Source organism: Arthrobacter sp. TMP15, assembly GCF_039529835.1.
In the GTDB taxonomy this organism is placed as follows: domain Bacteria; phylum Actinomycetota; class Actinomycetes; order Actinomycetales; family Micrococcaceae; genus Specibacter.
Map to the genome: position 1 here is coordinate 277,744 of NZ_CP154262.1, position 11,761 is coordinate 289,504.

Consider the following 11,761-nt stretch of genomic DNA (forward strand, 5'->3'; position numbering starts at 1 on the left):
AAAAGCAGCCCCGCATTCCCGAAAGGGAGCGCGGGGCTGCTTTTTTATGGTGCATATCCTGACACAAACCCACCTCGGGTGGGAGGAGCGGTGCGGCCATTGGCGTGGAAAGGGGGTGGAGGGGGAATAATGGCCTCATGAGATTAGGCGTGCTCGATATCGGCTCAAATACTGTCCACCTGCTCCTTGTTGATGCCCGCCCGGGGGCTAATCCTGTGCCATACGCCTCGCACAAGCGGCCGTTGAGCCTGGTGAAATACTTGGATGCCGAGGGCAACATCAGTGATGAAGGCCAACATGAACTGATTGAGTTCATTCTTGAAGCGTGGGAATTCGCGGCCAAGCACAAGGCCAAGGACCTGTTGGCGTTTTGTACCTCCGCCATCCGGGAGTCAACCAACGGTGCCGCAGTGCTGGAGCGGGTGCAACATGAAACCACCATCCGGCTGACCGAACTCACCGGTGAAGAAGAGTCAGCTATGACCTTCTTTGCTGTGCGGCGTTGGCATGGTTGGGGTGCGGGCACGATTTTGAATCTGGACATTGGCGGCGGGTCCTTTGAAATCTCCCAAGGCAGCAACGAGTTGCCTGAGCTGGCACATTCAGTACAGCTAGGTGCGGGCCGGTTGACCCGGGAATGGCTGGAGGAGGATCCTCCCACGGCCAAGAGTGTGAAACGGCTGCGCAAGCACATCAAAGAGACACTGAAGGATCCTGTGGCCGCCACCAAGACTCTTGGCGTACCAAATATTGTCACTGGATCTTCCAAGACGTTCCGGGCACTGGCACGCATAACGGGAGCAGCGCCGTCGTCCATGGGACCCTATGTTCGCAGGGAACTGCACCTAAGTGACTTAGGGTTATGGTCTCAACGGTTATCGGCAATGTCCTCGGCCGACAGGCTGCACCTTCCAGGAGTGTCCGCCGCACGAGCCCCACAGGTGCTGGCCGGGGCGCTGGTGGCACAAACCGCATTAGAAATGTTCAATGTGACGAGCATGCAGATTAGCCCGTGGGCGTTGCGTGAAGGGCTGATTTTACGCCGCCTTGATCAGTTGGTGTTTGACGGCCCGCTGGACCCGCCCGCCCACGTTGGTAAGCTGAGCAATTCGGAGACAAAACAAGGAAAAAATGACCCAAACACCCATGAATTCCACTGACGATCAAGGCGCTGATGATTTCGGTGTGGCCCGCGCTCACATTCCTGTGGCACTGTCCACCGCCTCGGTGTATCCGCTCTCGGTTCATGACGGCTTTGCCGTGGCTGCAGACCTCGGGTACGACGGCGTTGAGGTGCTTGTGACGCATAACGGCGACAGTCAGGATGCGTCAGCACTAATGCGGCTCTCGGAGCGCTACGAGCAACCCATTCTCGCTATCCATGCCCCTACACTGCTTCTGACTCAACAGGTCTGGGGCAGTGCATGGAATAAAGTCCAGCGCTCCGCGCAAATGGCTGTGGATGTTGGCGCGGACGTTGTTGTGGTGCATCCGCCGTTCCGCTGGCAAAACGATTACGCGGAAACGTTCGCCCAGGGTGTGCGTGACATTGCTGATGCGTTTGGGGTCAAGATCGCTGTTGAAAACATGTACCCGTGGAGGCTGCGCGGCCGCGAGGCGTTAGCATATCTGCCGCATTGGGATCCGGTTCCGCAAGATTACAAAGACGTCACCTGGGATTTCTCCCATGCAGCTTCTGCGGGAGCCTCCAGCCTTGACGCTGTGAAGGCCTTGGGTTCACGTTTGCGGCACATTCACCTCACTGACGGTGTCTCACCCTCCACCAAGGATCAGCATTTGATTCCAGGTCACGGCACTCAAGAGTGTGTTGAGGTGTTGGAGCACATTGCCAACAACGGGTTCGACGGCGCAGTGGTGGCGGAAATATCCACCCGCAAAGCCAAGGGAGCCGGGCAGCGCGAAGAATGGCTGGCGGAAACGTTGGAGTTTGCCCGGATGCACTTGGGCCAGAAGGCCAAATAGGGTCGGCGCTAAACAGCGCGTTAACGTGAAATCGCCGGAGACGCTTCACCAGTGGAGGGGGGATTCACTGGCGAGGTCTCCGGCGATTTGATTGACCTTCAGGACAAGGTCAATCCGATCATCACTCGCACCCTTATGAGGTAATTAAAAGAATACGTCCCCCGTTTGGGAATTGCCGGGGCACAAGCTGTGCGTTTGCCCTGAACGGCTATTTATTGGCGGGATTCGTTGGCTGCAGCAACCGCGCGTTTGCATGCCTTGGCCCAGCATAGAAGTATGGAACGATGATGAAAAAGATTGTATTTCTTGGCTGTGGTTCCATGGGTGAAGCTATTCTTGCTGGTTTGTTGGCTTCCGGTGTATCTCCGCAGTCAGTGGTTGTTACTGTTCGCAGGCCGGAGCGGGCCACTGAACTAGCCAGTCGCCACGGCGTCACCGCTATGGCCACAAATGAGGAAGCCGGGGCCAACGTCCAGGCCGTCGAGGGTGCCAGTGTAGTGATTCTGGCGGTTAAACCCATCGGGATCATGGATATGTGCCTAGAAGTTGCCCAGGCCCTGGATTCCAATACGGTAGTGGTCAGCGTCGCGGCTGCTGTTTCCTTGGCGCAGATGGAAAGCGCACTCTCACCCGGGCAGCCTGCTGTGCGCTCAATGCCCAATACGCCGCTGAAGGTGGGCCGCGGAGTGGTCGCCCTTTCTGCTGGCTCCGCCGTCAAGGAGGAGCACCTGAACGCAGTTCACGAGATCTTCAATGGCGCTGGCGTGGTCCTGGATGTACCGGAGGAGGCACAAAACGCGGTGTCGGCCATCAGTGGCTCCGGACCCGCCTACACGTTCTTCCTGGCCGAGGCCATGGCTGCCGCTGGCGAAGCCATGGGCCTTACCCCCGAAGTCGCTCAGGTGCTGGCACGCGAAACCGTCGCAGGCGCGGGCATCATGCTGACCGAGCCCGGTGCCGATGCACAAAAGCTGCGTCGTGCTGTCACCAGCCCCAACGGCACTACCGAACAGGCCATTAAAAGCTTCGAACGGGACAATCTGGGAGAAGTTATCAAAACTGGTGCTCAGGCCGCTGCTGCCAGGGCCGCTCAGATCACCGAAGAGCTCAACTCAAAGTAGGCGGCACTGCGAACGGCGCCGGTGGCAGCTGGGCCACTGGTGCGGCTGCCAGCGGACGCTGAGGCTGTCAGGGGCTAAGTTGTTAATTCCAGCTCCAAGGCCAGCAGGGTTGCTTTGGCTTCCGGCCCGCCCAGATAGGCTCCCTGTCCTCCATCGGTACGGATAACTCGATGGCACGGGACCACTAGCGGGAGAGGATTGCGGGCACAGGCAGTTCCTACGGCCCGCACCGCACGCGGGCTTGAGGTCATGGCTGCCAGGGCGGCGTAGCTGGCTGTGTGGCCGTAGGCAATACGAGGCAAATATCCCAGGACCTCGCGTCGGAAGCCCTGAGTCAGCCGGAAATCCAGGGGTAGGTCAAAGGACTGGCGCCGGTGCGCAAAGTACTCCTCGAGTTCCCTCGCGGCATCATCCAGCCGGCCAGGTGCAAATAAAACGCGGGGGCTGATAGTTGCTGCCAATGATTCCAGCACTGCCTCGTGGCCTTCCCGCGCGAAAGCCACACGGACCAAACCGGCACTCGTCGCGGCCAGGAGTAACTCTCCAACAGGAGAGTCCACAATCCTGTAAGCAACATCGACGAGCCCAGCAGCTACAGCTGCCTGAGACAGTGCCCGGCCCAAGTGCGTCAGTTTCGTAGGCTCTGCATCGTGTAAGGACTCGAGCCGTTCAGGTACTTCATGCCTAGAGAGCATCCCCGTCATCCTTTTCTTCCGGTGGCGCTAGTTTCCGGTGGCGATAGTAGCGTGCGCAACGTCTTCATCCCATCCGCAGAGGCTCGCCGTGAAGCAGCCTCGGAGTTGCCCAAAAGTTCGGCCACCACAGCATGGCGGAGCCCGGCCAGATGATGATAAACCACCGCCTCCCGTTGTGTTGGTGGCAGCTTGGCTAGCGCCGCCCATACCTCAGTGGCAGCCCCACCGGCTTCCACTGCGCGCACCACGCTGTCACAGCCATTGTCGCCAGAAGCACCTCCTGACGGTCGTGGGGACCCGACCGGGCTGGCATCCGGTGGCCGCCCGTCCCGGGATGCGCCAGCAATGGACCCAAAGCCGTCCAGGGGGTTATTCATGGGGATGGGGAGCCTGATAGCTTTACGGTGGTGGTCAATGGACTTGTTCCGGGCGATCGAGACCAACCAGGCCTCCCAGTTGTGCACGTTCGTTGAGCTTGGGTAGACGCGCAAGGCTGCTAGGAACGTTTCCTGCCAAATATCGTCGGCGTCAACAACTCCCACCAGTCCCCGGGCCACCCGCAATACGCAGGCGCCGTGGGCGCTCACAAGAGTTTCAAAGGGTGGCAACGCGGCAGCGGTGCTCAAAAGAGCGCTTCTGTGTGGAACCTCAACGGGTTTTCCAACTCAAGCAGGAACTGTTTGCGTTCAAGTCCCCCTGCGTAGCCAACGAGGGAGCCGTTGGCCCCCACCACCCGGTGACACGGCACGATGATGCTGATGGGGTTGCGGCCGTTGGCTGATCCCACCGCTTGGGCCATGGATTTATCGCCCAACAACGCGGCGAGCTCACCGTAACTGCGTAGCTCACCGAAAGGAATTTCACTAAGCGCAGCCCAGACACGATGCTGGAATTCACTGCCCTGCGGCGCCAACGGAATAGAAAATGTACGCCGGTCACTTCCAAAGTACTCGCCCAATTGTGCCTCCGTCGCAGCCAGAACGGGCCAGGCAGAGCCAGCCACCCGTTCACCAAACGTAGCCAATGCCGGGCGGCGCACATGTTCCGCCATGTACACAGCTGCCAGTGCGCCGTCGTTCGCCACTGCCGTCAACAGGCCCAAAGGCGAGTCAAAAATTGAGTGCCTGAGCATCAAAATTACCTCCTTGTCCTGTAGACGCGGCGCGATGGGAAAACGTGAGTTTTAGGGTCGGGAGGCGAAGCGCTCAAGGAGGTCAACATAGCCGGAGACAATGAGCATGTCCCGGCTGGAAACCCGGGTGTTCGGCTGTGCGTAGGTAAAATCTTCACCCGGGGACTTCACTCCCACCACCGTCACCCCATACTTGGAGCGCACCTTGGACTCCTCGAGAGTGAAGCCCTGGGTTTCCTTGGGTGGGTACATTTTTACGATGGCGAAATCGTCATCGAACTCAATGAAGTCAAGCATTCGCCCGCCCACCAAGTGTGCGGCACGGACGCCAGCGTCAGCCTCAGGATAAATGACGTGATTGGCGCCAATTCGGGTCAGGATTTTCCCGTGCGACTGTGTGATGGCTTTAACCCACAGGTGTGCGATGCCCAGGTCCACTAGATTCACCGTGATGAGCACGCTGGATTCAATGGAGGTACCCACTCCGACGACGGCGGAGCTGAAGTCCTGTGCGCCGAGCTGGCGGAGGGCATCAATATTTGTGGCGTCCGCCTCAACCACGTGGGTGAGTACGCCGGCCCACTTCTGCACAAGGGCGGGATCGCGCTCAATAGCCAGCACTTCACGTCCCTGTTTGACAAGTTGGTGAGCGGTGGCTGCCCCAAAGCGGCCCAGTCCAATGACGAGTACCGGCGCGTTGTGCGGGGGACGATTGCTGGAGTCTATTTTCTCAGCCAATGATTGGCCTTTCTTCCGGGTAGTGGAACAGCTGACGACGCTGACGCAAGGCCAAAGCGGCTGCCAGAGTGATGGAACCGACGCGACCAAAGAACATCATGGCACTAAGCACGTACTTGCCCGAGGGTGGCAGCTCCCCGCTGAGCCCCGTGCTCAAGCCCACCGTGGCGAATGCCGAAATGGTTTCAAAAAGTACCCTGTCAAGGCTTTCCCCAGAGATTGCCAACAGCAAACCGCAGGCGATCATTACGAACGTTGCGCCCATCATGATTACTGAAATGGCGACCCGCATGGTGCCTTGGGGAATGGTACGGCCATAGATTTTTACATCATTATCCCCTCGCGCCTCGGCGACGATCGCTAAGAACATCACGGCCAGTGTAGTGACTTTGATACCGCCGGCCGTTGAGGCGGAACCTCCTCCCACAAACATCAGGGCATCGGTGAGCAACATGGTGGAGGAGTGCATGGAATTCATATCCACCAAGTTGAAACCAAGGGAGCGTGTCATCACCGAAGCAAACAGAGAGTGCGTGATTTTATCTCCCACGCTTAACCCGCCAATGGTGTCCGGATTAGTCCACTCCATGGCACCCCACAAAATGGTGCCAGTGAGAAGAAGCATCAAAGAGACCTGAATGGTGAGCTTGGCGTGCAGGGTCCACTTTTTGAAGCGGAATCCGGTGGCCAGCAGAACCATCAACACTGGGAAACCGAGGCTGCCGATGAACCCGCCAATCATCAGCGGGGTCAGGATCCACAGGTCCGCCTCGTAGGGGACAACTCCGTCTGAGTGTGGTGTGAAACCAGCATTGTTGAAAGCGGAGATGGAGTAGAAGGCCGCATGCCAGATTGCCTCCGGCAAGGACTCTCCCAAGATGAGAAAGCGTGGTGCCAGTGCAAGGGCAAGCACCAGTTCAATGGCTACGGAGGTGCTGATAACAATGCGCAGCAGGGTACCAACTTCACCTAGCCGCCCGGCATTCATGGCTTCTTGGGCAATAAGTTTCCCACGCACACCGAGGCGCTTGCTCACCATGAGTGACATCAGGGAGGCCAGCGTGAGGATGCCCAGACCACCAACAAAAATACCAATCAAAATGACGAGCTGACCAAAAAAAGACCAGTGCAAGGCAGTTGAAACAGTTGTCAGCCCCGTCACGCAGACAGCTGAAGCGGCTGTGAACAATGCGTCATGAAAAGCCGTTGGCTGGCCGTCACGGGACGCTGCGGGCAGGCACAACGTTAGGGTGAAGGCAAGGATGACCAGGGCAAAAACAATAAGCGCCAATCTGGCAGGTGAGCTGTTGGCAACCTTGTCAACAAAGTCGCGGACGCTCACCACAACTCTTAAAGGCCATTGTGGCAGCCGCTGGGAAAGTGTCGAATTAGCGCTCAACGCTCTATTGCCCCTCCTGCCAGAAACTATTTAGATGCCGCGGATACGGCAATTGTGGCCAGACTTCGGTAGCCTGTGAGGAATGTCATCCTTTGTCAGCTCAGGGCCAGTGGCCGTCCCGACAAGCATAGTCTGCGATGCAGCTATGTCTGCGTACAACTTCGGCCCAAATCATCCCATGTCGCCCAAGCGCCTTGACCTTACTGCCTCGCTGGCGCGAGAGCTGGGGATCTTCGATATGCCACAGGTGGATGTTGTTGAGTCTTACGTGGCCTCTGACGACGAACTGGCCACCGTACATACCCCTGACTACATTGCGGCGGTGCGCCGGGTTGGAGATGACCCCACACTGACCGATCCTGATCACGGGCTAGGCACCGAAGACGACCCGGCGTTTGCTGGAATTCATGAAGCCAGTGCACGGCTTGGCGGTGGATCAATAGTGTGCGCCAACGCCCTCATCAGTGGTGCAGTCCCGCGGGCGGTAAATTTCGGTGGTGGTATGCACCACGCTTTTCCGGAAAAGGCCAGTGGATTCTGCATTTACAACGACACGGCGTTATCCATCAAGAAGTTGCTGGACTCCGGTGTTTCTAAAGTTGCCTACATCGACATAGACGCGCACCACGGGGATGGCACCGAACGCATCTTTTGGGATGATCCGCGCGTGCTAACAATTTCACTACATGAAACAGGCCTGACGCTGTTTCCCGGCACGGGCTTCGCCAACGATCTAGGCGGCCCGCAGGCTGTGGGCTCAGCCGTGAACGTCGCCCTGCCAGCGGGCACCTCGGATGCCGGCTGGTTGCGAGCCTTCCACGCCGTGGTACCTCAACTCGTTGAAGCCTTCGGCCCCGAAGTTATAGTCAGCCAGCACGGCTGTGACTCCCACCGAGACGATGAGCTGACCCACCTAAACACATCGGTAGACGGTCAACGAGAGGCAGCCCTGAGCATCGCCGCCTTGGCCGATAAGGTGTGCGGTGGTCGCTGGATCGCCACCGGAGGCGGTGGATACAACATTGTCTCCGTGGTGCCACGGGTCTGGTCACATCTGATGGCGATAGTGGCCGGAAAACCGGTACCGCTGCGCACCCCCGTACCCGAGTCGTGGCGAAACTACGTGGCCGAAAAATACGGCAAAGTCGCTCCGCTGCTGATGGGTGAAGACGCTGATACGTGGTGGCGCTCATGGGAAGTTGGGTACAACCCATCGGATGCGTTGGATCGCACAGTCATGGCCACCAGAAAAGCCGTTTTTCCCTTGTACGGGCTTGACCCGTGGTTTGACTAGTGCCCGCCAGCCTGCGGAATAAATCGCCGAAGTAATCTCTGCAGAACCTAACCAGTTTGGATCATTTTGCACATAGGCACCGGCGGATCTTATCTTTCAAGATGCTGTGCCGGACATATGTCGTTAGGGTAGTGGAATGGTTGCAGAAAAAGTCTTCGCGGTAATTGCCGAAAGCACCCGCCGGGACATCTTGGCAGCGCTGGCCCAGGAGAGCAAAGCTGTGGGCCAGCTGGTGGATGAACTCGGGGTTTCGCAGCCAACAGTGTCCAAACACTTGCGTGTTCTGCGTGAGGCCGGAGTGGTGACTATGCGAGCCCAGGGGCAGAAACGCTTCTACGGCATTAACACCGAGCCCTTGACATTGGTCTCGCTCTGGCTGGAATCGCTCGGCGCAGGCGCCCCTGACGGCGCCAGCACGAGTTCAGCGGCTGCTCGCGTTTCCGCTTCTGGTGCGCAGCCCGGAAAAGTCGATTACGGCGTTGGGACGGCCCTACCTGCGGCCCTATCTGAGCTGGTGCCCAAGGCGGCACTCCTTCCGGAGCGAGAAGAGAGGGGGCAGCAGATAGTTAGGCCATCTGTCAGTGCAGCGGCTGTGAACCGCCAGTCTTCTCATGCCGCTAATGTTCTAGCCACTGAGGCAGCCGCCGGAGCAGACTCAGCCGCCGGAGCGCAGACTGCAAAAAATACTGTCAACGGCACTGGTGCAACCCCCAGTCAATCTTCGCTTAATGCCGTCCCCAGCTCTTCAGCGCAGGTGGGCGTTGTGCAATCGAGCGAGGCCGACGGCGGTGTGCAGGGGCAAATTAGCCGCAGCGTAGGCCGAGCGGCGAACAAGGCTGCTGATTTACTGGCGAACCTCCCAGCTCTACCTACATTCAGGCGACGAAAAGACTGAAAAGTACCACAGAATGTTCGTCCTGAACTAACAATATACGCATGATCTTGCATACTGTTTCGATTATTGAGCAAAATTAGTCGAAGTGCATGCCTGACTGGAAAATTGCCATTGAGCATATTTATGCGCCGTGCATCGGCGCCGTACCCTTTCAGGAGACGCATGGATACTAGGTTAGAAGCCATTCGCGAGCAGGTTCTAGAACGCAACCCCGGGGAAAAAGAATTTCACCAGGCTGTTCTGGAAGTGTTTGAAAGTCTGGGCCCGGTTTTGGATAAACATCCAGAATTCGTAGATGCAGCGGTTCTCCAGCGTCTTTGCGAACCCGAGCGGCAGATTATCTTTCGCGTGCCGTGGATGGATGATGCCGGCCGCGTGCAGATCAACCGCGGTTTCCGAGTCGAGTTTAACTCAGCTCTCGGCCCGTACAAGGGTGGGCTACGGTTTCATCCCTCGGTGTACCTGGGCATTGTGAAGTTTCTTGGCTTCGAACAGATCTTCAAGAATGCCCTGACGGGTATGCCCATTGGCGGCGGCAAGGGCGGTTCCGACTTTGACCCGCGTGGCAAGTCTGATGGTGAGGTCATGCGTTTCTGCCAGAGCTTCATGACCGAGTTGTACCGCCACATTGGCGAGTACACCGACGTCCCGGCGGGCGACATTGGTGTTGGTGGTCGGGAGATCGGCTACCTGTTCGGCCAGTACAAGCGCATCACCAATCGCTACGAATCGGGCGTATTGACTGGTAAGGGTATTGGTTGGGGCGGATCGCTTGTCCGTCCAGAAGCCACGGGTTTCGGCACTGTGATGTTCACTCAGGAAATGCTCAAAACACGCGGCACCTCCCTTGATGGCAAGCGCGTTGTGGTGTCAGGTTCCGGTAACGTTGCCACCTTCGCGATCGCCAAGGCACAACAGCTCGGCGCCAAAGTAGTGGCCTGCTCTGATTCCTCCGGCTACATTGTGGATGAGAACGGTATTGATGTTCCCATGTTGCGCCAGATCAAAGAAAAAGAGCGTGGACGACTCAAGGAATACGCTGTGCGCCGTGGCGCTTCTGTCAGCTACGTTGAAGGCGGCTCCGTATGGGACGTCAACGCCTCGGTCGCTCTGCCTTGTGCAACGCAGAATGAGATCAACACCGAGTCAGCCACCCGCATGGTCAAAAGCGGGCTGACAGCCATCGCGGAAGGGGCCAACATGCCTTCCACCAGCGGCGCCATAGCCGTCTTCCAGGAAGCCGGAATCTTGTTCGCACCGGGCAAGGCAGCTAACGCCGGCGGTGTTGCAACGTCCGCATTGGAGATGCAGCAAAACGCTAGCCGGGACGCATGGTCGTTTGAGCACACGGAATCTCGCCTGGCGCAGATCATGGTGGGCATTCACGACCGCTGTGCTGAAACTGCGGATACTTACGGATCACCGGGGAACTACGTGGTTGGCGCCAATATTGCCGGCTTCGTCAAAGTTGCTGACGCCATGCTGGCCCAAGGGCTCATCTAGGGGCTTTTCTGTACAAAGTCTCTGAACACTCGACGGCGCGTCCCGGATCATCCCGGGGCGCGCCGTCGCAGCATTTATTGCCGAGCTATATATTTGTATGTCAGAACACCGTATATGGAAACTGAAACTGAAACTGAAACTGAGAGTCGGAGAATGAGAACCCTGCTGAGCGGCGAGAGTAGTGGCACCGGTGGCCCCGGTGACGGGGTAGTGGGAGACGGAGCCACCTGTGGCTACTTCGGGACCGAGCCGCTCCGGTGCAGGATTCTGCGTCTCCGGGGACACAAATGAGTGCCTCCAGCCAACCAGAACGCATCCTGTACAGCAATAAGATGTCGGCTGATTCGTTGGCGGACTGGGTGGGGGAGGGGCCGGTCTCCGTCGCTGATGGCGAGGGTGGTGCTGTGCTGAGCAGCTATGCGGGCGCGGAGGAACTCGGCAAACAGGCCCACTTCCTCTTGTGGTGTCCGGAAAAATTCCCCGATCACATCCGGATTTCCTGGGAATACTACCCTCTGGAGGGCCAGGGTCTTGCCATGTTGTTCTTTAGTGCAGAAGGCGAGGAGAATTTGGATTTATTCTCCCCGGAACTCGCCTCGCGCAAGGGCGTTTATCCGCAGTATCATTCCTCAGATATCAATACGTTGCATGTCTCTTACCATCGGCGAAAATTTGCCTCTGAACGGGCCTTTCGGACCTGTAATTTGCGCAAAAGTCCCGGCGCGCACCTGGTTGCCCAAGGGGCAGATCCGCTGCCGCCACCTGAAGAAGCGGACGGTTTTTACCGGATGGAAGTGTGTAAGGACGGTGCCCGGGTGCGTTTGCGCATCAATAATCTTGTCATTTTTGACTGGATGGACGACGATCCCTCCACAGGGCCGCAGTTAGGCGGCGGTTATATAGGGTTTCGGCAGATGGCACCGTTGCGGGCAGCCTATAGAAATCTTGTGGTCACTGAGCTGGGTTGAGGGTGCAATCCTTGGATCCGCGTGATTGCGAGA

The 11,761-nt window shown here is 58.0% G+C and carries 12 protein-coding genes; 7 read left to right on the forward strand and 5 right to left on the reverse strand.

Features of this window, described 5'->3' with window-relative positions:
• Positions 1 to 137: 137 nt before the first annotated feature.
• The 3 genes from AAFM46_RS01205 to proC all read left to right on the forward strand — a co-directional run bounded on the left by AAFM46_RS01205 (position 138) and on the right by proC (position 3,104).
• Entirely contained in the window at positions 138 to 1,160 is a 1,023-nt protein-coding gene (locus tag AAFM46_RS01205; RefSeq protein ID WP_343319081.1) for a Ppx/GppA phosphatase family protein, read from the forward strand.
• Positions 1,147 to 1,983 (forward strand): sugar phosphate isomerase/epimerase, encoded by an 837-nt coding sequence (locus AAFM46_RS01210; RefSeq protein WP_283531436.1) that lies wholly within the window; start codon positions 1,147 to 1,149, stop codon positions 1,981 to 1,983. The genes AAFM46_RS01205 and AAFM46_RS01210 overlap by 14 nt, the downstream gene beginning before the upstream one ends.
• A gap of 284 nt (positions 1,984 to 2,267) precedes the next feature.
• Positions 2,268 to 3,104 carry a pyrroline-5-carboxylate reductase gene (gene proC / locus AAFM46_RS01215; protein ID WP_343319083.1) on the forward strand — a complete coding sequence of 279 codons (837 nt, stop codon included), beginning with the start codon at positions 2,268 to 2,270 and terminating at the stop codon, positions 3,102 to 3,104.
• A gap of 74 nt (positions 3,105 to 3,178) precedes the next feature.
• On the opposite strand, the gene AAFM46_RS01220 is transcribed toward proC, so the two are convergent.
• From AAFM46_RS01220 to AAFM46_RS01240, 5 genes are read right to left on the reverse strand one after another with little or no spacing between them, the layout of a single operon-like run.
• Positions 3,179 to 3,799 carry a methylated-DNA--[protein]-cysteine S-methyltransferase gene (locus tag AAFM46_RS01220; RefSeq protein WP_283531273.1) on the reverse strand — a complete coding sequence of 207 codons (621 nt, stop codon included), beginning with the start codon at positions 3,797 to 3,799 and terminating at the stop codon, positions 3,179 to 3,181.
• Positions 3,800 to 3,804: 5 nt separating this feature from the next.
• Positions 3,805 to 4,425: an RNA polymerase sigma factor gene (locus AAFM46_RS01225; protein ID WP_343319085.1), complete on the reverse strand. Its 621-nt coding sequence runs from the start codon at positions 4,423 to 4,425 to the stop codon at positions 3,805 to 3,807.
• On the reverse strand, positions 4,422 to 4,931 hold the full coding sequence (locus AAFM46_RS01230; protein ID WP_343319087.1) for a methylated-DNA--[protein]-cysteine S-methyltransferase: 510 nt from the start codon (positions 4,929 to 4,931) through the stop codon (positions 4,422 to 4,424). The genes AAFM46_RS01225 and AAFM46_RS01230 overlap by 4 nt, the downstream gene beginning before the upstream one ends.
• Positions 4,932 to 4,982: 51 nt before the next feature.
• Complete coding sequence (locus AAFM46_RS01235; RefSeq protein ID WP_283531276.1) at positions 4,983 to 5,669, reverse strand: TrkA family potassium uptake protein; 687 nt, start codon at positions 5,667 to 5,669, stop codon at positions 4,983 to 4,985.
• Positions 5,662 to 7,038, reverse strand: coding sequence for a potassium transporter TrkG (locus AAFM46_RS01240; RefSeq protein WP_283531437.1), 1,377 nt, complete (start codon positions 7,036 to 7,038; stop codon positions 5,662 to 5,664). The genes AAFM46_RS01235 and AAFM46_RS01240 overlap by 8 nt, the downstream gene beginning before the upstream one ends.
• A gap of 175 nt (positions 7,039 to 7,213) precedes the next feature.
• On the opposite strand from AAFM46_RS01240, the gene AAFM46_RS01245 reads away from it, so the two are divergent.
• The 4 genes from AAFM46_RS01245 to AAFM46_RS01260 all read left to right on the forward strand — a co-directional run bounded on the left by AAFM46_RS01245 (position 7,214) and on the right by AAFM46_RS01260 (position 11,728).
• Positions 7,214 to 8,362 carry an acetoin utilization protein AcuC gene (locus tag AAFM46_RS01245; protein ID WP_343320315.1) on the forward strand — a complete coding sequence of 383 codons (1,149 nt, stop codon included), beginning with the start codon at positions 7,214 to 7,216 and terminating at the stop codon, positions 8,360 to 8,362.
• Positions 8,363 to 8,498: 136 nt separating this feature from the next.
• Positions 8,499 to 9,257, forward strand: a complete 759-nt coding sequence (locus AAFM46_RS01250; RefSeq protein ID WP_343319089.1) for a metalloregulator ArsR/SmtB family transcription factor — start codon at positions 8,499 to 8,501, stop codon at positions 9,255 to 9,257.
• Between the two features lie 162 nt (positions 9,258 to 9,419).
• Complete coding sequence (gdhA, locus tag AAFM46_RS01255; protein WP_283531278.1) at positions 9,420 to 10,760, forward strand: NADP-specific glutamate dehydrogenase; 1,341 nt, start codon at positions 9,420 to 9,422, stop codon at positions 10,758 to 10,760.
• Positions 10,761 to 11,047: 287 nt separating this feature from the next.
• The gene (locus AAFM46_RS01260; RefSeq protein ID WP_343319091.1) at positions 11,048 to 11,728 is read left to right on the forward strand and encodes a DUF1961 family protein; all 681 of its coding nucleotides are present in this window, start codon (positions 11,048 to 11,050) and stop codon (positions 11,726 to 11,728) included.
• The last annotated feature ends 33 nt before the right edge of the window (positions 11,729 to 11,761 follow it).

What these genes read in the sequence shown, in the direction of transcription:
- AAFM46_RS01205 (WP_343319081.1), top strand. Translation starts at nt 138, where the DNA reads ATGAGATTAGGCGTGCTCGATATCGGCTCAAATACTGTCCACCTGCTC.
- AAFM46_RS01210 (WP_283531436.1), top strand. Translation starts at nt 1,147, where the DNA reads ATGAATTCCACTGACGATCAAGGCGCTGATGATTTCGGTGTGGCCCGC.
- proC (WP_343319083.1), top strand. Translation starts at nt 2,268, where the DNA reads ATGATGAAAAAGATTGTATTTCTTGGCTGTGGTTCCATGGGTGAAGCT.
- AAFM46_RS01220 (WP_283531273.1), bottom strand. Translation starts at nt 3,799, where the DNA reads ATGCTCTCTAGGCATGAAGTACCTGAACGGCTCGAGTCCTTACACGAT.
- AAFM46_RS01230 (WP_343319087.1), bottom strand. Translation starts at nt 4,931, where the DNA reads ATGCTCAGGCACTCAATTTTTGACTCGCCTTTGGGCCTGTTGACGGCA.
- AAFM46_RS01245 (WP_343320315.1), top strand. Translation starts at nt 7,214, where the DNA reads ATGTCTGCGTACAACTTCGGCCCAAATCATCCCATGTCGCCCAAGCGC.
- AAFM46_RS01250 (WP_343319089.1), top strand. Translation starts at nt 8,499, where the DNA reads ATGGTTGCAGAAAAAGTCTTCGCGGTAATTGCCGAAAGCACCCGCCGG.
- gdhA (WP_283531278.1), top strand. Translation starts at nt 9,420, where the DNA reads ATGGATACTAGGTTAGAAGCCATTCGCGAGCAGGTTCTAGAACGCAAC.
- AAFM46_RS01260 (WP_343319091.1), top strand. Translation starts at nt 11,048, where the DNA reads ATGAGTGCCTCCAGCCAACCAGAACGCATCCTGTACAGCAATAAGATG.